At 31.5% G+C, this 17,284-nt stretch carries 18 protein-coding genes; 1 reads left to right on the forward strand and 17 read right to left on the reverse strand.

Going from position 1 to position 17,284, the window contains the following annotated elements; all coding sequences use genetic code 11:
* Position 1: 1 nt before the first annotated feature.
* The 12 genes from NSQ49_RS26495 to NSQ49_RS26550 all read right to left on the reverse strand — a co-directional run bounded on the left by NSQ49_RS26495 (position 2) and on the right by NSQ49_RS26550 (position 13,011).
* Entirely contained in the window at positions 2-781 is a 780-nt protein-coding gene (locus tag NSQ49_RS26495) for a hypothetical protein (RefSeq protein ID WP_159866760.1), read from the reverse strand.
* Complete coding sequence (locus tag NSQ49_RS26500; protein WP_159866757.1) at positions 765-1,589, reverse strand: multinuclear nonheme iron-dependent oxidase; 825 nt, start codon at positions 1,587-1,589, stop codon at positions 765-767. Before NSQ49_RS26500 ends, NSQ49_RS26495 begins: the two co-directional genes overlap by 17 nt.
* Before the next feature lie 238 nt (positions 1,590-1,827).
* A complete protein-coding gene (gene ribD / locus NSQ49_RS26505; RefSeq protein WP_159866754.1) occupies positions 1,828-2,910 on the reverse strand; it encodes a bifunctional diaminohydroxyphosphoribosylaminopyrimidine deaminase/5-amino-6-(5-phosphoribosylamino)uracil reductase RibD in 1,083 nt (360 codons plus the stop codon).
* On the reverse strand, positions 2,903-3,892 hold the full coding sequence (locus NSQ49_RS26510) for a pyridoxal-phosphate dependent enzyme (protein WP_159866751.1): 990 nt from the start codon (positions 3,890-3,892) through the stop codon (positions 2,903-2,905). The genes ribD and NSQ49_RS26510 overlap by 8 nt, the downstream gene beginning before the upstream one ends.
* Positions 3,893-3,917: 25 nt before the next feature.
* Positions 3,918-5,177, reverse strand: a complete 1,260-nt coding sequence (locus NSQ49_RS26515; protein ID WP_159866748.1) for an MFS transporter — start codon at positions 5,175-5,177, stop codon at positions 3,918-3,920.
* 16 nt (positions 5,178-5,193) lie between these two features.
* Positions 5,194-5,976, reverse strand: coding sequence for a formylglycine-generating enzyme family protein (locus NSQ49_RS26520; protein ID WP_159866745.1), 783 nt, complete (start codon positions 5,974-5,976; stop codon positions 5,194-5,196).
* A gap of 31 nt (positions 5,977-6,007) precedes the next feature.
* The gene (locus NSQ49_RS26525; RefSeq protein WP_159866743.1) at positions 6,008-7,843 is read right to left on the reverse strand and encodes a hypothetical protein; all 1,836 of its coding nucleotides are present in this window, start codon (positions 7,841-7,843) and stop codon (positions 6,008-6,010) included.
* Between the two features lie 347 nt (positions 7,844-8,190).
* A complete protein-coding gene (locus NSQ49_RS26530) occupies positions 8,191-8,340 on the reverse strand; it encodes a hypothetical protein (RefSeq protein WP_159866741.1) in 150 nt (49 codons plus the stop codon).
* A gap of 2 nt (positions 8,341-8,342) precedes the next feature.
* Positions 8,343-10,202 carry a WD40 repeat domain-containing protein gene (locus NSQ49_RS26535; RefSeq protein WP_159866739.1) on the reverse strand — a complete coding sequence of 620 codons (1,860 nt, stop codon included), beginning with the start codon at positions 10,200-10,202 and terminating at the stop codon, positions 8,343-8,345.
* Positions 10,199-10,939 (reverse strand): GTP cyclohydrolase II, encoded by a 741-nt coding sequence (locus tag NSQ49_RS26540; protein WP_159866737.1) that lies wholly within the window; start codon positions 10,937-10,939, stop codon positions 10,199-10,201. Before NSQ49_RS26540 ends, NSQ49_RS26535 begins: the two co-directional genes overlap by 4 nt.
* A gap of 105 nt (positions 10,940-11,044) precedes the next feature.
* Positions 11,045-12,274 (reverse strand): helix-turn-helix transcriptional regulator, encoded by a 1,230-nt coding sequence (locus tag NSQ49_RS26545; protein WP_159866735.1) that lies wholly within the window; start codon positions 12,272-12,274, stop codon positions 11,045-11,047.
* Between the two features lie 485 nt (positions 12,275-12,759).
* On the reverse strand, positions 12,760-13,011 hold the full coding sequence (locus NSQ49_RS26550; protein WP_159866733.1) for a hypothetical protein: 252 nt from the start codon (positions 13,009-13,011) through the stop codon (positions 12,760-12,762).
* A gap of 496 nt (positions 13,012-13,507) precedes the next feature.
* On the opposite strand from NSQ49_RS26550, the gene NSQ49_RS26555 reads away from it, so the two are divergent.
* Positions 13,508-13,750, forward strand: coding sequence for a hypothetical protein (locus NSQ49_RS26555; RefSeq protein WP_159866731.1), 243 nt, complete (start codon positions 13,508-13,510; stop codon positions 13,748-13,750).
* Between the two features lie 189 nt (positions 13,751-13,939).
* Here the strand turns inward: NSQ49_RS26555 and NSQ49_RS26560 are convergent, their stop codons facing one another.
* From NSQ49_RS26560 to NSQ49_RS26580, 5 genes are all read right to left on the reverse strand, one after another.
* Positions 13,940-14,290: a DUF4181 domain-containing protein gene (locus NSQ49_RS26560; RefSeq protein WP_159866729.1), complete on the reverse strand. Its 351-nt coding sequence runs from the start codon at positions 14,288-14,290 to the stop codon at positions 13,940-13,942.
* A gap of 128 nt (positions 14,291-14,418) precedes the next feature.
* Positions 14,419-15,258 (reverse strand): hypothetical protein, encoded by an 840-nt coding sequence (locus NSQ49_RS26565; RefSeq protein ID WP_159866727.1) that lies wholly within the window; start codon positions 15,256-15,258, stop codon positions 14,419-14,421.
* Between the two features lie 290 nt (positions 15,259-15,548).
* Positions 15,549-15,731 carry a hypothetical protein gene (locus NSQ49_RS26570; RefSeq protein ID WP_159866725.1) on the reverse strand — a complete coding sequence of 61 codons (183 nt, stop codon included), beginning with the start codon at positions 15,729-15,731 and terminating at the stop codon, positions 15,549-15,551.
* Between the two features lie 306 nt (positions 15,732-16,037).
* Positions 16,038-16,400, reverse strand: a complete 363-nt coding sequence (locus NSQ49_RS26575) for a hypothetical protein (protein WP_159866723.1) — start codon at positions 16,398-16,400, stop codon at positions 16,038-16,040.
* Positions 16,401-16,425: 25 nt separating this feature from the next.
* The gene (locus NSQ49_RS26580) at positions 16,426-17,277 is read right to left on the reverse strand and encodes a DUF7828 domain-containing protein (RefSeq protein ID WP_159866721.1); all 852 of its coding nucleotides are present in this window, start codon (positions 17,275-17,277) and stop codon (positions 16,426-16,428) included.
* Between the last annotated feature and the right edge of the window lie 7 nt (positions 17,278-17,284).

A 17,284-nucleotide genomic window follows, 5' to 3' on the forward strand; every position in this document is an offset into this window, starting at 1 on the left:
ATCAATGTCCAATCACATTTAACTCGTATAATTCAATGATTTGTTCTCTCCACTCATTACCTTGTTCGGAGGTATAAGCTTTATGTATTAAATCAATTGGTGTTATGCCTTGTTCTAAAAATACAAAAAAATTGTCATCGTCTTCTATTTCAAAAAAATGAATTTCGGTAGGCTCTAAATAGTTCTTTTGAATAAGCATTTTATATGTTTTTTGATAAGTTGGTTTTTCTTTAGACATATTATTCATCGAAAAAGATTCTACATCGTAATTTAAGCTAAAAACCTTATAAGGTTTTTTTATATATATGGGAGCCGCAAAATCTAATTCTATAACATTATTAGAATCTGTTAACTTGCTTTTTGAAACCAATGTAAAATTATAGGTGTAATCTAATAGATCTTTTATATACTTAGTACTTTCGGTTTTATTTAAATAATCTTTGGCATAAGTATAAAACCTATCAATTTCCTTTACTGGATTTAAACTTCCCGTATCATTATTTACAAAATTCCTAAAAATATCTTCTTTATTTTGTTCTTTCAAGTAATTATAGAATTCATGGAAATTGTTTTTTAGATTATTTATCCTTTCTTTTTGCAACTTATTTGCAAGTCTCTCTAAGAGTATAAAGTCTATCTGATTAAATAATTTTATTTCTATCTCACTGAAGTTGAATTTTGAAAATAATACACTTTTTTCTTTAAATTTACATGTTTTTCTTATTTCGTAATTTCGTAGGTAATGGGAAATGAAGCTTTGAATATTAATGATTGTATCCAATACTTTCCCTCTCTTCAAAAAAGATATTTTTACTCCACTTTAATTTATCTACAACTTCATCGTTAAAATCCAGCAGTACTTCATCTTTTGGCTGCCAAATTAAAGCCCTAGGTTTAATCTCTTTCTTTGTAGAAATATATTCCAGAATCTCATCATATTGAGTACTCTTATTTTCTTCAAGAGGGCAATGAATTTGTATAATATTTTCCAATGGGAGATTATCTATAAAATTAAAGGGATCAATATTATAGAATTTCTTACTTTCAACTAAATTATCAATTCCTAATACAATTCCACTATTAGTTTCAGAAATTATATCTGTTATAAAACTAAAGTAGTCTATTTCTCCGATTGGATTAAATAAGAATGGTACATTTTCTATTAAGAAAGGGATTTTGAATTCCTTTTTGAGAAATTTAATTTTTTTTATAAAAATCTCTTTAGAGTGACTAGTTAAAATTGGGGGCAGCAGAGTGCCTGTTTGAATACCTTTTACACCATTGAAGCACAGGTGATCACTCCACCATAGCGGGACTAATGAATTTAATTTATTTCTTAATTCTTCTAAATTTTTTTTTTCTATTTCTTCATCGGTACCTAATGAACTCCATGTGGCGTGTAGTAATAAAGGTTTAGTAATTTTACCTTTTATTTCATCCAGGCTGGAATTCTGTCCTAAAAAGTATTTACTCACCAAAATCTCATATATATCACAAATCTCATCAATCTTTTCTTGGTTTTTAAGGTATGAAGACATTGATGTTTCTTTTAGCATTAGTCCAACACCTAAATTAGGAATATCTTTCATATTTCCCCTCCGCTTTTCGTTAATTGTCTAAGGTGTTTTACATTTTTGTAAATTGTTCTGTTTCTTCGGCTTATATCAATGTCGTAATAAAAAATTTTATATAGCGATTCTGCGTTACAAAATAAACACTTTATATAAATAGAGTTATAACTTACATGTGGGGTTTTCAACATATTCACTGCATGTTTAACGTGATTCTTGCATACAAATAACATAAGAATTATCCCCATTTATCTTTTTAATAAATTACTTTTGAAACAATTTTAATATCTTCTTCCAATCTTTCTATGCTTCTAAATTGAAGCTTTATTGCATTGTTTAATGTTCTAAAGCCATTCCCTTCTACAAATGTTGGAGCTTTTTCTCCTCCTATAATTAAAGGAGCGATATAACTAACTACCTCATTGACTAACTTCTCTTGTAAAAAGCTTTCAATAACTGTACCGCCCCCTTCTACAAGGATTGAAATTATACCTAGGTTACCTAACCTCTCTAGCACATCTCTGATTACTATCCTAGGATTATTAACTTGAATAATTTCCACCTTGTTATTTGTTGAATACTCATCCATTCTTTCTTTAGTCACTTTGGAACTTATAAAAATTATTGTCCTTGTAGAGTTATCTTTTATTATTTTTGCATCTGTAGGGGTTCTTAGATTGTTATCTAGAACTATTCTAATAGGATTTAAACCATTAACCCTATCTGTAAGATAGGGATCGTCCTTTAATATTGTATTTACGCCAACAAGTATTGCATCATGACTACTTCTATAGCTATGACTGTTCAACCTTGATTTCTCAGATGTGATCCACTTACTTTCGTAATTAGCTGTTGCGATTTTGCCATCTAAGCTAGTAGCAGATTTAATGGTAACGTACGGTATCTTATTTTTAATAAAGTGCAGGTAAAACCTATTTATATCTGATATATCTTTTTCATAGTACCCACTATCTACTTCTATCCCAGCTGTTCTCAGTTTATCTATACCTTTACCATTAACTCGTGGATTTGGATCTAAAATTCCAATCACTACTTTTTTTATATTACTTTCTATAATTAAATCTGTACAAGGCGGGGTTCTATTGTAGTGACAACACGGTTCAAGGGTTACATATAATGTTGCACCTTTTGCTTCCTCTCCAGCCATCTTTATTGCATGTACTTCGGCATGTGGTTCACCTTTTTTCAGGTGGGATCCTACCCCAATAATTCTTCCATTTTTAACTAATACTGCTCCAACCACTGGGTTCGGACTAGTCTGACCCACTGTGTATTTTGTTAATTCCATAGCGAACTTCATATATTGTGAATCACTCATTTAATTTTTCCCCCAATATTGTCTCCCACTCCTCAGTAGTTCCACTATCAGGAAAAATGGTAAAAACAGTTGAATTCTCTCCTAATTTTTCGCTAATTTTTTTTGCTGCTTTTAAATTTCCAGCGGCCGAACTTCCTATCTTTATTCCTGTTTCAGAATAAAAATCTTTCATCTCTGAAAGAGCCTCCTCATATGAACATAATGATTGCTCTTTAATGAGGTGCTCAATACTCTTTAAGAAACTCTGTTTTCTGCCTAACCCAAACCCTCCAGTACCAGCTAACCTCTTCCCTGGGCTTGGTGGGTTTTCACTACCGTAAGGTGCTTCGGCGGGCATTACAAGATGCACTTCAAAATCATCTAATTTTTCCGACAACTTTTTATATACGCCTACTAAACTTCCTCCTGTTCCAGCAGCACTAACCCATGCATCAATTTTACTAATATTATTCAACTTCATAAATTCAACAATTTCTTCGCCAGTGCCATTTCTATGCGCTTCAATATTTGCGCTATTTTCGTGTTGATATAAAAAAGTAAATTTATCATTTTCTTCATGTAGTTTTCTAGCAAATTCTATAACGCCCCAGAAGCCTAGATTTTTATCTACAAGATGTATATTTGCTCCTAACTGGTTGATTTTTTGAATAATACTATTGCTAGTTGAATCGCTTAAGACCAAATCTAGTTTTAATTCAAGTAAATTACAAAGGTGAGCTAAGGAAATGGCTAAGTTTCCACCGCTATATTCTAAAATATGCATTTCTTCATTATTTGACGAATGTTCATTTATTACTTTTTCTAGCATATTTAATGCAGCTCGATCCTTTATTGACCCTGTGGGGTTTTCCCATTCGCATTTAGCAAATATTTTTCCTCCATTATTATTTTTTATTTCAAGAACAGAGGTATTACCTAAGCCTTTTTTGAAATTTTCTATAATTTTCTGTCTGTTTATTGTTATTGTTCTAGCGTTCCCCATAGATTTATAGCCACCTTATAATGAATTAGTTCTTATGCTGAACCACACTATTTTGATGCTGTAAAACTGAACTTTTCCTCTTATAGTAATGATGAGAGGATATCATAAGAATTAAACCTATTAATAATATAAAAATAATCGTAATAAAGGAGGTTGAAGCACCAAAACTACCAATAGAAAAACTAAAAAATCCAACTATAATAGACTGCATTAAAAGACTGAAGGAGTTAATAAAACTATTAACTCTCCCCATAATCTCATTAGGGATTTTATCCATCATAATATTTCTTCTCAAGACTCTAGTCCCTGCATTACCGACTCCTGCAAACACTCTCATTAATAAAAATGCGGATACGAAAGGAAACATCACTATTCCAACTATTCCAATAATAAAAATAGAATAAGTAATATATGTCGATGAGTAATCACCGAATCGTTTTGATAGATAGGCTACTACTACTCCTCCCGTCATAGCGCTTAATGCATATATAACACTGGAATAACCAACTATTTCTGGACCTTTTTCTAACTCTTTATATACATACACAGGATTTATGTAATTTCCAGTTATGACCATTATAAAAGGAAGGAAAGTACATAATATGAAAATCATTAGAGCTGTATTTTCTCGTATATATTTTAATGCTACTTTTATGTCTTTATACATTTTTAAAATAGGTTTATCTTCATTAATAACAGCTTCTCTAGAGGTTGAATTATTTTGGTAGGGAATAAATAACAGTATTGAAAATGCTAGGATAAATGTGAAAATATCCAATAGAAATATTAACCATATATCAACTTTGCCTAAAAGCAAAGCTACAAGGCCGGCACTTAAAAAAGTGGCTGTTTGACCTTGTACTTCCATTAAACTATTTACTTTCTTGTATTCTTTTTGAGTGAATATACTCTGGGTAAATGCCATTAATGTCGGAATCTGTATAGCATTATATAAAGAGCTAACAATCGTCATTATTATTAGGATCCATAAACTGAATTCACCTGAAAAAAAATAATTAGTTAATAATACACCAAATATTATAGCTGCCAAGATTTCACAATATAATAATATTTTTTTTCGAGGAAAATTATCAATTATGACTCCAATATATGGGCTTAAGAAAAAAATTGTTATTGTAACTGAAATGAAAAGTAGTCCATATATTTTTTCGCCTTCATTCATATTAATAATTAGCCAAGGGATAGTAAAAGCTGATATTCCACTCCCGATGGCACTAATTATATTTGCTAGTAATAGCAAACTCATTTTGCGATTTTGTGACATTTTTCACCACCATAGTCTATAGACTTATAGCTAATCTAAAACCTGTAAAGCGAAATTCGGGATTTGGATGTCTCCCGTGTCTTCTAGCAACCCTGCACAAATCTCCACCTCGAGCAAAGGAACCCCCTTTTAGGATAAAATAATCCTTTCCGAGAATCTGTAAAAGGTCATCATCTATAACAACCCCATTAGGATATGCATCATATTTGGTGTGAACCCATTCCTCAATATTTCCACCCATATCATAAAGCCCATAATATGATTTTCCTTTTTCGTATTTTCGCACAGGAGTGGTTTTCTCTATCTTTGATTCATAAGTATTACAAAATTCTTGAGAAAAATTATTTCCCCATGGATATATTCGCCGGGTTTCCCCCCTGGCTGCAAATTCCCACTGAGCTTCAGTAGGAATTGTAATATTCTTATTGATTGTTGAGCTCAACCATTCACAGAAACTTAGAGCCTCTTCGATGGTGACACCCCAGACTGGATTTTCATGGCCACCTCCCAAGACTTGATCAGAAATACTTTCTGGGAAAGGCTGACTAGTTTGTTCGCAGTATTCTAAATACAATCCATTTGTGACAGGGATATCACTAATTTTATAGGGTTTTAAATAAACCTCATTTATTGGATATTCCTTGAGTAACCAGTTTTTAAATTCATCTTTGTATGAATCTGATAACAAACGAGTCCTCCAATAGTCATGTGCTTCTTCAATTTCTTCCAAAGAACTCCCTATTCTGGCTTTGCCCCCTGGTATGTATATCCAATTTATATCGTAAAAGCACGAATTCATTTTCAGTCCTCCGTCATGTTGCTGCTTATTACTAAGCATAAAACTCACGAACTTTTATAGGTGATCCATCGACTATTCTATAGATGTTTACAAACCCTCCATTACCACCTACAAAAAGAATTTCTTCTCCTTCTAATGAAACACCATATAATCCTTTAGGATAATCATATAGTGGTTCAACCAGGTCAACCATGTCACCAGTTGCATAATCATAGGCTCCTATTTGCTTACCATAACTAATAACAAATACATGATCGTTAATCTTTGTTCCATTCTCATTGGTATTCCATAATAACTCAGTAAAGACTTTTTTAGATTCTCCCGAATCAAAATCGATTTCAATGAAACCAAAGGTACCTGTAATAAATTCCTTTTTCTCATTTTGGACAATGCGCTTTGGATATCCATCTAGTGTAAATGCATTGAGTTTTTCAAAGCTGCTATTATATTGAATAATTTCACCGGTTTTTAAACCAATGATTTTATTTCCATTCGTTCTATAACCTGTTACATAAATTGGTGCATTGAAAGTTAATTTATTTAATGTGCTTCCTGTAGAAACATCTAATTCGTAAACATCTCCATTTTCTAGCCCTAGCAACGCGGTTTCAAAGTTTTCATTTATTGAAATATATCTAGTAAGGTCACCAAAGTCTTTATACCATATGATTGTTCCATCCATATCCGCTTTATAAACTATATTATCCCTGGTGACAGCTAAATAAGACCCCGCTTTGAGAGGACAAACCCTAAAAGTGATACCAAGGGAATGTACATTTTGTTTTATCTTTTTAACTGTCACACTATTGTATTTAGTTGATTCGAAATTTATTATGCTAACGCCTTTACCAGTAGCTAAGTAAAGTGTTTGTTTATCTTCAGGATGTTGTTCAATAGACCAAATACAAGAATAGTCAAAGATAGCATTTGACAAAATTTTTCCGGAAAAATCCACTTTAACAAGCTCTCCACTTTGCATCAATAAGAAAATTTCATTTTGAATTATAGTGGCACTTACAAATTGGTACCTAAATGGACCTATAACATCAACTAACTTTATTTCCTCATTTGTATTATCATAAATATATAATCTTCCATCAAAACCACCAGTTATTATCTTTTTGTAGTCTTCAGAAAACAAAAGGAACTCCACATCGTCTGTTGTGAAATGATATTCCTTTTTCTCTAAGTTATCTGGATTTATGGTCACTATTCCATTTCTTACATTTCTATCAGCGTCCAGCCCATAATCCTGAGTAGCAACAAAACGATTGTGCAGCTGGTCGTATTTTATGATGTGAACATTTCCACTATCGATAGGAACTTTTTTATCAAAATTAAGATTATCGATAGTACCTAAATGAAGTATTCCACAAGTTTCCGAAATGGCTTGAATACTTTCGTTTTCAGTGCATATGCAATCAATAAATGATTTTTCATTGAATGGAGGAAGTATATCTAAAGGCTCAAAAGTTTCTTGATCTAAGACGACAAATTGTGAGTACCCATTATTTGTGTATAACTTTCCATTAAAAGTACCAATTCCTCTAGAAAGACTTGGCGATGGTTCCTCATCAAGTGTCAAAAGGTATTCCTCACTTCTCAAAGAATAGTCATCATGGAAATCAAGTGGTTTTAACGTTGCTAAGTCCCACTTTCCTATTACCCCTCTAATATCTTTGGTGAATACATATCCATTATCAAAAGTTATAGCATTAATCATGTTATTGTAATGAGTAGAAGGTGATGACTTTACTACGGATAAATCCTTATTAAGATAGTGAAGTCTCCCTTTAATATCTGCACATAAGATTAAATCAAGTTCTTTAACATAAAGTAATTTAGTAAGTCTATCAGATATATTCACAATTCTCCTCCTCAATTATCAAATGAGATAGAGTAATAACCCTATCTCATCCGAGTTTTTTAATCTTAAGATGTTAAAAGAATCATTTCTTATTTCTCAGCAACTGCGATTGAACGACTTGGTTTTTTGAAAGGCTTTCTCTTCATGATTTCACCCCCTGTAAAAAATTTGTATGCTAGCACAACTTTATTGTGATTTAGATTTATACTTTTAACAATTGGGAAAATTTTTAAATTTATGAAATAGAGTGAATTAAACTGCCAAGTAATAATAAAAAAACTTGTAGACCGACCTAGTAACTAGGCTTTGTCTACAAGTTGGAGGGTTCAAAAATATATAATCATTATCTATCTTATTTCTTCAGGTGCAGGTGGCCAAATAGGACCATTAGGATCACTATTTATACTCTCCGCCTGAACTATATTATGCGTGTTTACTCCACCACTTAGAAATGTTACAAAAACTATTAAGACCACAATTCTTTGTACTTTCTTCATCACTATCTCTCCCATGTAGAATCATTAGTAAATTTCTGTTCCATAGCCTTAATTCTGTTTGTTAAATTAAGCTCTGTATCCAAGATATAAATACTGCCATCATAAGAACTAGCTGCAATATGACCATTAGAAACATCTATACTACTTATACCGTTTTGAGCAATACTTTTCTTTTTAGATAATCCTGAAATATGATCAACTTTTACAAGGTTGCCCCAATAATCTCCCACAACTAGATTTTTCTCATCTATAAACTTCACAGATTTTAATGATTTATTACCTAAATCAAAGATCGCAGATATTCTCCCTGTATTAATTTCAAAAATTTTAAGGGTGAAATCCCGTGATACACTCGCTAAATAATTTCCGGTTGGATCGATATCAATATCATTGATAATGGCTGAATGACCTATAAAATTATCTAGTATCTTTCCATTGAAATCCCATGAGATTAATTCTCCTCCGGCTGAGCAGCTTATACCAAATTGCTCATTTGGATGCAACACTAGTGATTTAACAGCTCCGTCATGAATTTTTATAGCATTACGTTTTGTTCCGTTTGAATCTGTAATAATAATTTTGCCGCTATAGCAACCTATAAAAATTAATTCATCTTCTCCTGACCCAATAGACTTAATTATATTAATGGGGCCTTCGTTTATAAGGACTTCATGGTGGTTAATACAAGAATGAGATGTCTTTGTACAATTTTTGTTACAGTTTTGATTTAAGTTGAATATATGAAGTTTTTGGTTATGCGAACCCGTAAAGATTTTATTTTGGGTAAAATGGACAGCATTCATTAGATATCTACCACTTTGGGGTTCAAACTTGTTTGCAAAATCATTTGAACTTATGTCTCCTAGCCTTACATACCCATCATCACTGACAGTAGCAAGTAGGTTATCATTCACAGAAACCTGGTTAAAACAGGGGTTTCCTGAGTTGTCGATATCTCCAAATTCCTTTAATTTTCTTCCTGTTAGCGAATCCCAAAGAATGACTGTACCATCAAAAGAACCCGCTAAAACATATTTACCGGAAGGAGAGAAAGTCAAGGATCTTTCCCATTTAGTATTAATATTTTCAAAGCTCACTTCCATATCAAATGATTTAGAATTCCATAAATATATTTTTTGATCATATGCTGCTGATAAAATATTACCATTAACAGGCGACACTGCTACTTTCTTTATTGCCGATTTATGTGCATGTATCTCTTTTAATAGTTCTCCTGAATTTAAGCAAAAAATCCTTATAACCCCGTCATCACACCCTAAAACTGCTCTTTTATTCTTTATATCTATTGCACAAGTATCTGTTTCAACGTCAAAAGGGCCCCAAGATTTTAGTAAGTCCCCAGTTTTTACACTCCATAGTTTAAGGGTCTTATCATCTCCTGTAGTAACAAATTTGTCTTCAAAGGCTGCAATAGATAAAATATCTTTATCATGACCATAGATAATTCTTTCGATCGAACCATTGTTTAAATTCCAAATTATAATTCTCTTATCGCGGGATGTGCTTATACCTTTGTTATGGTTAATAAAAACAAAATCTTCCACATCATCATTATGTCCCAGTAAGGTACTCTTCTTTTGTTGTTTTTCAACGTCCCAAATTATAATTGAGTAATCGGAAGAACAAGTTGCTAATAGAGTTTTCCCATTTGAAACCACTTTATTTACTAGATGGTTATGTACTCCTAATAGTTTGAATTCGCCTGTCGTAAAATTAAATTCTCCAACTGCTCCATCATAACCAGCAGTAAAAACGCGAGAAATTTCCTCATTAATAACCACACTTGTTACCGGACCACGATGTCTAAGGATTGTTTCATTTTCTTTAATAAGAAGTGTCATTTTACTATCAGCTCCTGTTTATAATGATTATTCTTAACCCTTTTGGTAGTAAGATATTTACTATTAAAAGAATTTTCTCCACCCCACAGAGGAATTCTTTGGCTAATAGTAACCCCATATTTTTTTAAGGCTTCAACCTTTAGTGGGTTATTGGTAAGAAGAGAAATTGGTTTGGTCCTTAGGTGTTTTAAGATTATTATCGGTTCATTGTAGTCTCTGTAATCATCTTCTAAACCTAAGGTATTGTTAGCTTCTACAGTATCAAAACCTCTTTCTTGTAAAATATAAGCTAAGTTTTTGTTGAATAATCCAATACCCCTACCCTCTTGATAACCAATATAAAATAGAGCTCCTGTTCCTGTTTTTACTATTTCTTTTAAAGAAGCATTCAACTGATACCCACAATCGCACTTTTGACTATGAAATATATCTCCAGTTTGGCAGACACTATGAAGTCTCACAAAAGCTTCATTTGAATCTTTAAAATCTCCATAGGTTAGTATAGAAGAACATATTCTATTAAAAGGGTATTGATCAGATACTTTTTTATAGGATTTATTATTCTCTTGCGGCTGTTTGAACCATGTGTACCAGTTAAATACATATACATCTCCTTCTATTTCAACCGGTAATTTGGCTGGTCCAGCAAGACATAATTCAAATTCTTTATTAAATGGTAATACCGTCACATAATGTTTAAAAAGGTCGTGTTCATCATTCTCTAACTCAAATTGCAAATTTTTCCCTCCTTAATATTAATACTATTAATAACTTGAGAATAATAGAAAATTATGAATTTTCATATTGGGAAAATTTTAATTAGGGCAGAGATATATTTGTCTTCATTCGAATAAAGAAATTGAATTTTTAAATAAGCTCTTAATTTCACTGAGTGTAAAACTATCTATACAATATTTTTCTAGTTTTCTATAGCAAAATATTAAGTGTTTTTTTTGATTGTGTAGTTCAAAGTAGGGAATCGCTTCTTTGAGGATATATTCCTCCATCTTCTCATATTCTTTTTTTAATAAAAGTTTGTAGATATAAAAAATATGAAAATACTCATCTTTCTTGTGAAGATCAGATAATAAAAGTATTTCTTCAATTAAAGAATTGCTAATATCTTCTTTTTCTATAATATATATTTCAGCCAGTTCGGTTAGGTTATCCAGGTATCTCTCTTGTTTGTTATTATCTTTATGAAAATTTAAACTTTCATTTAATATTTCTTTAGCTAGCTTATAGTCGCCCTTTTTTTTCAAAATAAGTCCATAATTATGACTAGCTATAGACTCTATTTCTTTATCTTTTAATATCTTCGAGTTATAAATTACTTCTTTAAAATATAACTCTGCTTTATTGTAAGTCCCTAATTCCGCTAATGTTATTCCAAGTAGTAACTTTACGTGGTTAATTCGCTTATAGTTGTAAGTCTGCATGAATAATCCCTTTGCTTTAATCGCTGCCTCTATAGCTTCACCAAAGTTTCCGGTCCTACCACTTACAAGCCCAAAATAATATTGTACATCACCCTGGTCTAAGGAGTTATAATCCAAGCATTTATTGAAATACCTTAAGGATTCTATCAAGTTACCTTGTTTTAAAGCTAAAAGCCCTTGTATAAATGTTAAGGATTCTAATTCTTCTGGTAATAGGGATTTTTTCATTTTTGTTAATAATTTATAATATTTATTTGCCGACTCGATATTATTTTCATGAATAAAGTATCTACACATTTCCAAATATATTTTTGGTCCAAGACCATAACTAACGTACTGCTCTTCTTTAAGACGAATATTATCTAATATAGTTTTTGCCTCATTATAATTGCAGAAATAAATTTCTTTTGACAAATGTTTAATTTTTTCCACAGCTAACTTTTGGTCTATTATTATATCCTCATATTTAAGACCAACCTTTTTCAGCAAAAGAAAAAGTGTTTCTTTATTTACTTCCTTAGAACCATTCTCTATTTTACTTAAATGAGGAATTGAGCATATATCTGAAGCTACTTCTGCCTGAGTCATTTTGAGCTTGATCCTATGTAGTTTTAATACTTGACCAAAATTCAATTAAATCACCTACTAATAATTTTATATTTGAGTTCCAGGATTTCACATTTTACATTGAATATGGCATAGTTTTTTTTGACTAATTAGAACAAGCAATTCGTGTATTTACGAAAATGAAATACCTAATATTTACCATTATAATTTAATTTTAACATAAACCTTTATTGATATAGTACTAATAGTACCAATGTATCTAGTTCGAACTACAGAGAAACTAATAATCACCACCATCTTTTAGTCTAAATTATTATGATAATATAGATCTAAATATACAATTGCTACTGGTATACGTATTCCAGACATACCCTTGCTCAAAAAAAGAAGCTACCTTGTTTGGTAGCTGTTCTTAAAATTTGCCTCTTATCGGATTCGCGTATTTAAAAAAATTCTTTAAATTGCGCAGTTTCTTCTGGATGATTTTTGTGTCTTCTACTTTTATACCATTTAAGGGGATCATTTCGTTGAAGATGTATGTAGTCGCATAATTACTTCTTACAAACTAGGCACTCACGTATGCCCTCTTCACTTATGATTCCCTTAAAACCTCCGCACCAGTAGTAACTTCCATTCTTTTCTTGATTATTGATGACCTTTTGTTCAAAAAATCTAATGTTAATATGAGGACAACTTACATTATGTAATGTTTTAATTTTCGTTGGTTTATCCTCTATAAGGAAATAACCAATTTTATTTTTTCTATATTCATTAAATTCATTTATACTTTTTATTCTAATCATTGTTCGCCCCTACTGTTATTTGTGATTGTAGCCTAATTAACGAAGCTTATTTTATAAAACTAATCTTCTATGTGCTTAATAAACTCTACCTTTTTTTCTTTCAAGTTTGGTTTTGCAATAAAATCAGCATTTTTCCAAGCGAAGGACTGAGTGTGTGTCAGATCTATCCCACCATGCTTCACGTTCATAGGCTGATTTTGGGAGTGTGAATCCAAGAATGTCTTCCACCTCTAAAAGGTCATTTTAGTACTCTTGGTCTTTTGGGACTTTAAAAAATTTTGTAGCGGTTCGTATTTGCTATTTCTGTTACTCATTCTTAACACTCCTTTGGAAAGATTTATAATTTTTAACTAGATATCATTATATTTCCTTTTGAATATATTGGAAAGGTTGTAAGTCGAACCTCCCCAATTTGATGTAGATCTGCTAAATGACTTGATTTATAAGCCCTTATTGTTTTACTTTTCCTTTATAACCATATCTAGGGAGGTATATTTTGTCACAACAGTCCAAAAAACAAATTACTGAAAAAGATAAGAATATCCTTAAAGCGTTATGTGAGTTATACAAAGAAAAGCAGTCAGGTGTAGGACCATCTGAGATAGGACTTAAAGTAGGAAGAGATAAATACGATGCAGCTGCTTACTGTAATTTATCCTTGAAGAAGTTGATCGAGTTTAATTTAGTTGAGAAACTTTCAGAGGGTAAGTATAGACCGGTGGAAAAAGATAAAGATTAAGGGGCTGGGACAAAAGCATTTCGACCAAAGAAAAAAACGAACTATTATTCGAAATTCTGATTTAGAGTTTCGTAATAGTTCGTTTTTTTTATTTTTATTACTTTTTAAAATAGAAATCATTCGGCTTTAACAACGGACAATTTAGTTCTGTCCCAGCCTCTTTATAATTAGTGTTTATCAAAAGCAGTTTTATATAAAAAATAATTCAATCCCTATAAACATAATAAATAACGCTGAACTAGTTAAAATGCTTAAGATATGCCGTTTAGATTCCTTCAAATACTTTCTTTCAAACAATGCACGAACAAGCAAAATAGCTGAAAGGATAACAACAGGATAATGTGGTTTTAAACCATATTCAAATACAAAGCCAATTAAAAATAAAATTATTAATGCAATTGCAGCAACTATTATTTCAGTAATTTTATGTGTTTTATTAAGGTGTAATTTTCCTTCGTTACTTTTAATATCAAGCTTATTTTTTAAAATAAAGTACGTAATTAAATAGGCTAGAAATACTAACACTGCGTAAACATACATGTTAAAATCTCCTCCCCAGTTGTATTTCTAAATTGTAGCATAAAAAGTGGATTCTATTGGTATTAATATTCAAATTATTAAAAATATGGGAAAGGGTTTCCTCTCCCATATTTTATCAGCTTAGGTTTTTAAACACCTGGAGTTCTATGATAATAAATATTTTTGTAACCCAAATATATTTGCTTACCTTCCCAAACTGCATAAGCTTGATAATATTCTCTTTTGTAAATCGGATATTGATGTTTGTAGTTGATTTGGTAAAGTCGCGCTGCGCTCGAGTTTGTATATATAGAACCTAACAAGATTGAAGCAATGCCTATCATTGCAGAGGTTAATACTGGTAAAGTAAACAGACCAATAATTGTTGCAAGGGCACCTACTGTGTAAGTCCCTATAGTGTTCTCAAAATGAAGATTTCGCCACCCTGACCATATAACAGACCAATTACCTCCTGGATTACCACCTGAAACCCAACTGCTACTGCTATATGCTTCGATAGCATTTTGTTCTTCTTCTTTATTCTTCACTTGATCTTCTTCTGAAGTGACTTGTATTTTATGTACCTCTCCATTTATAGTAAAGGAGTTTTCGTCTACTTTTTCAATCACTTCAACATAACCATCTGTATTCGAAACTACAACATTTGGATTTTCTGTTCCGTAAATTAAAACAGATTCATCCTTAACAATATCTGCATCTTTTAGGTAAGTAGAAGGTGACTTAGTAACCTTATTTACTAAACCAGCTTCTGATTTTGATAGTTCAGATCGGTTTTTGAAGCTAGGATTATCAAGAGCTGCTTCAACCCTTTGTTTTTTTTCTTTAGGCATTTCACTTATTTTTTCTAAAGCTAAATTGCTAGTTTTACTTTTACCATCTTTCCCTGCAGCATATCCAGGAAGAGCCAAACTCAAAACTAATAAACTTGCTAGAAAAATTGAAAAACCAGGCTTTAACCACTTTTTCATTCTGCAAACACATCCTTAATCATAAATTTAAAATATTTCCTTTCTAACCCTCCTTGTTTATCTATAGATACATCTATCATTATAGTAGAATTGTCATGCTAAACTGGCATTTTATTGAAATATTCAAATAATAGCACTGTTTTATTGATATATTCATTATGACAGCCACAAATATCATTTAGTAGTTCAATAATATGAATAGGGAGCCGTTTTGGGGATAAAAATTGAACCCCTGGCTAAAGTGCCAAGGGTTCATATGGACTAAAATTAATAAGTATACGTTTAATAAATTAAATTGACTTCTTTAATCCACAACTTGAGCATTCTCTAATAAATTTACCTTCACCCACTGAACTCTTGAAGTGAGCACTATTGCAGTTATCACATCGACCGCTATTCTTATCTGGCATTTCTTTATAGTCATAAATTTTGTCGAAATCAAAGTCTATAAAAACTTCAGTTGTTTTTTCCATGGTTGCCCCCTGTATATATGCCTCTAGAATTAATGCCCTAAGACAATAACTCCAATTATACTTAAAAATGTGAAGAATTTCTTCACTTTTATTATTGGGGAAACACTAGATGTCTTGAACCAAATGTGATTGTTAGAACACTAATTAGCATTAACCAAATAAAATATCACCATTAATGTAAACAAGGTCATTATAAGTATGCTTCCTATCTTTTTTATACTTGTTTGCTTAGAGGAAATATAGTCGATTAAACTCGAATTGATTATAATATCAGTGTTTTTACTTAGAGCCACATTGAAAAAATCTTTAGATTTCTTCGTTTGTAAATAGGTAGGAAGGAATACAGAATTGATTACCATCAGTCAAGATTACATCAATCCAAAATTTTCTTAAATTATTGTTACCATAGTGCTTGTCTACCCTTAAAAATATTTTATTTATTTCCTGGTACTGAACACGGTTTCGCGAAAAATCTTTGTAAATAAAATGATCATCTTTAACAATGATTTTGTGTTGTAGCATTAAGTATAATATACCAGCAAAAATTGCTCCCATAGCCAGCCCTATAATAAGGTGTAGTGTAAGTAATTTATAAAATAATAATGCGAAAACAACGATTAACCAGCCTGTAAACAAAGGCTCTCTTCTTATTACCATTGGATAATTCATAATTTCATCTACCTCTATAAGCTATTTAGTTCTTTCCTAAGAATTCTATGTATTGATTTGATTTTATTACAAGTTCTGACGTATTTTTTCCCTTATACTCATTCTTTTTTAATCGGGAACCGTAAGCTAAAACTTTTCTTCCTATAAGTTGTTCATCTTTATAAGTGAAGTGTTTAAAGTATTTTGAGAATATAACCAAACTAAAAACCACCCCATTAATTGGCTCGAAGTTAATATAATACACTGACTCTCTTCTTACAACATTCTGGATAACCCCGTATACAAAATAACTAAGGTTAGGGTCTGCTCGGTCGTACCATGCTAATTCATGTGCTTTATCATGGCTAATGACAATCTGGGAAAGAGGAATTTTTCGCCCATTAATGCTAACCAATATTGTTGCCAAAGTATCTGGTTCATATGAAGTAAGGAGTTTAACTATAGCCTTTAAAGTACCAATACTGTTAGGCGTCTTGCTTTCCTGCTTCACTTTTACCTCATTTGGATCTTTCGCCTTTTTTATACTCTCCTCTTTTTCAACTGTTCTTGCAACATAATCAGGATCTAATTTTTTTAAATTTAGCCGAATTAGGGTTTCTTTTATGCCTTTCTCCATTAAGTCAGATTGATATTCTTCTACCTTTTTTATACTTTCCTCAAAAGTTAATATTCTATAAAATCCGCATTTTTCATTGTGTTTTGAATGATCGTTCTTGCCGGTTGTTTTAAAGTAAGGCACAGATGAATCTGTTCCAGGAACAAAAATTAGGTCGGTATGACAACTTTTATCAATGCATCTAATTCGTTGGCCATTCTTATCTGGATTGTACTCAGCTGCGGTAATAATTTGGCCATTGTGAAGCAGGGCTGAATTCATTTTTATT

This window comes from Cytobacillus sp. FSL R5-0377, from assembly GCF_038004385.1.
Lineage (GTDB): Bacteria > Bacillota > Bacilli > Bacillales > Cytobacillaceae > Cytobacillus.

Coding starts and splice junctions, on each gene's coding strand:
- NSQ49_RS26500 (WP_159866757.1), bottom strand. CDS start 1,589: ATGAAAGATATTCCTAATTTAGGTGTTGGACTAATGCTAAAAGAAACA.
- ribD (WP_159866754.1), bottom strand. CDS start 2,910: ATGAGTGATTCACAATATATGAAGTTCGCTATGGAATTAACAAAATAC.
- NSQ49_RS26510 (WP_159866751.1), bottom strand. CDS start 3,892: ATGGGGAACGCTAGAACAATAACAATAAACAGACAGAAAATTATAGAA.
- NSQ49_RS26515 (WP_159866748.1), bottom strand. CDS start 5,177: ATGTCACAAAATCGCAAAATGAGTTTGCTATTACTAGCAAATATAATT.
- NSQ49_RS26520 (WP_159866745.1), bottom strand. CDS start 5,976: ATGAATTCGTGCTTTTACGATATAAATTGGATATACATACCAGGGGGC.
- NSQ49_RS26530 (WP_159866741.1), bottom strand. CDS start 8,340: ATGAAGAAAGTACAAAGAATTGTGGTCTTAATAGTTTTTGTAACATTT.
- NSQ49_RS26535 (WP_159866739.1), bottom strand. CDS start 10,202: ATGACACTTCTTATTAAAGAAAATGAAACAATCCTTAGACATCGTGGT.
- NSQ49_RS26550 (WP_159866733.1), bottom strand. CDS start 13,011: ATGATTAGAATAAAAAGTATAAATGAATTTAATGAATATAGAAAAAAT.
- NSQ49_RS26560 (WP_159866729.1), bottom strand. CDS start 14,290: ATGTATGTTTACGCAGTGTTAGTATTTCTAGCCTATTTAATTACGTAC.
- NSQ49_RS26565 (WP_159866727.1), bottom strand. CDS start 15,258: ATGAAAAAGTGGTTAAAGCCTGGTTTTTCAATTTTTCTAGCAAGTTTA.
- NSQ49_RS26570 (WP_159866725.1), bottom strand. CDS start 15,731: ATGGAAAAAACAACTGAAGTTTTTATAGACTTTGATTTCGACAAAATT.
- NSQ49_RS26575 (WP_159866723.1), bottom strand. CDS start 16,400: ATGAATTATCCAATGGTAATAAGAAGAGAGCCTTTGTTTACAGGCTGG.
- NSQ49_RS26580 (WP_159866721.1), bottom strand. CDS start 17,277: ATGAATTCAGCCCTGCTTCACAATGGCCAAATTATTACCGCAGCTGAG.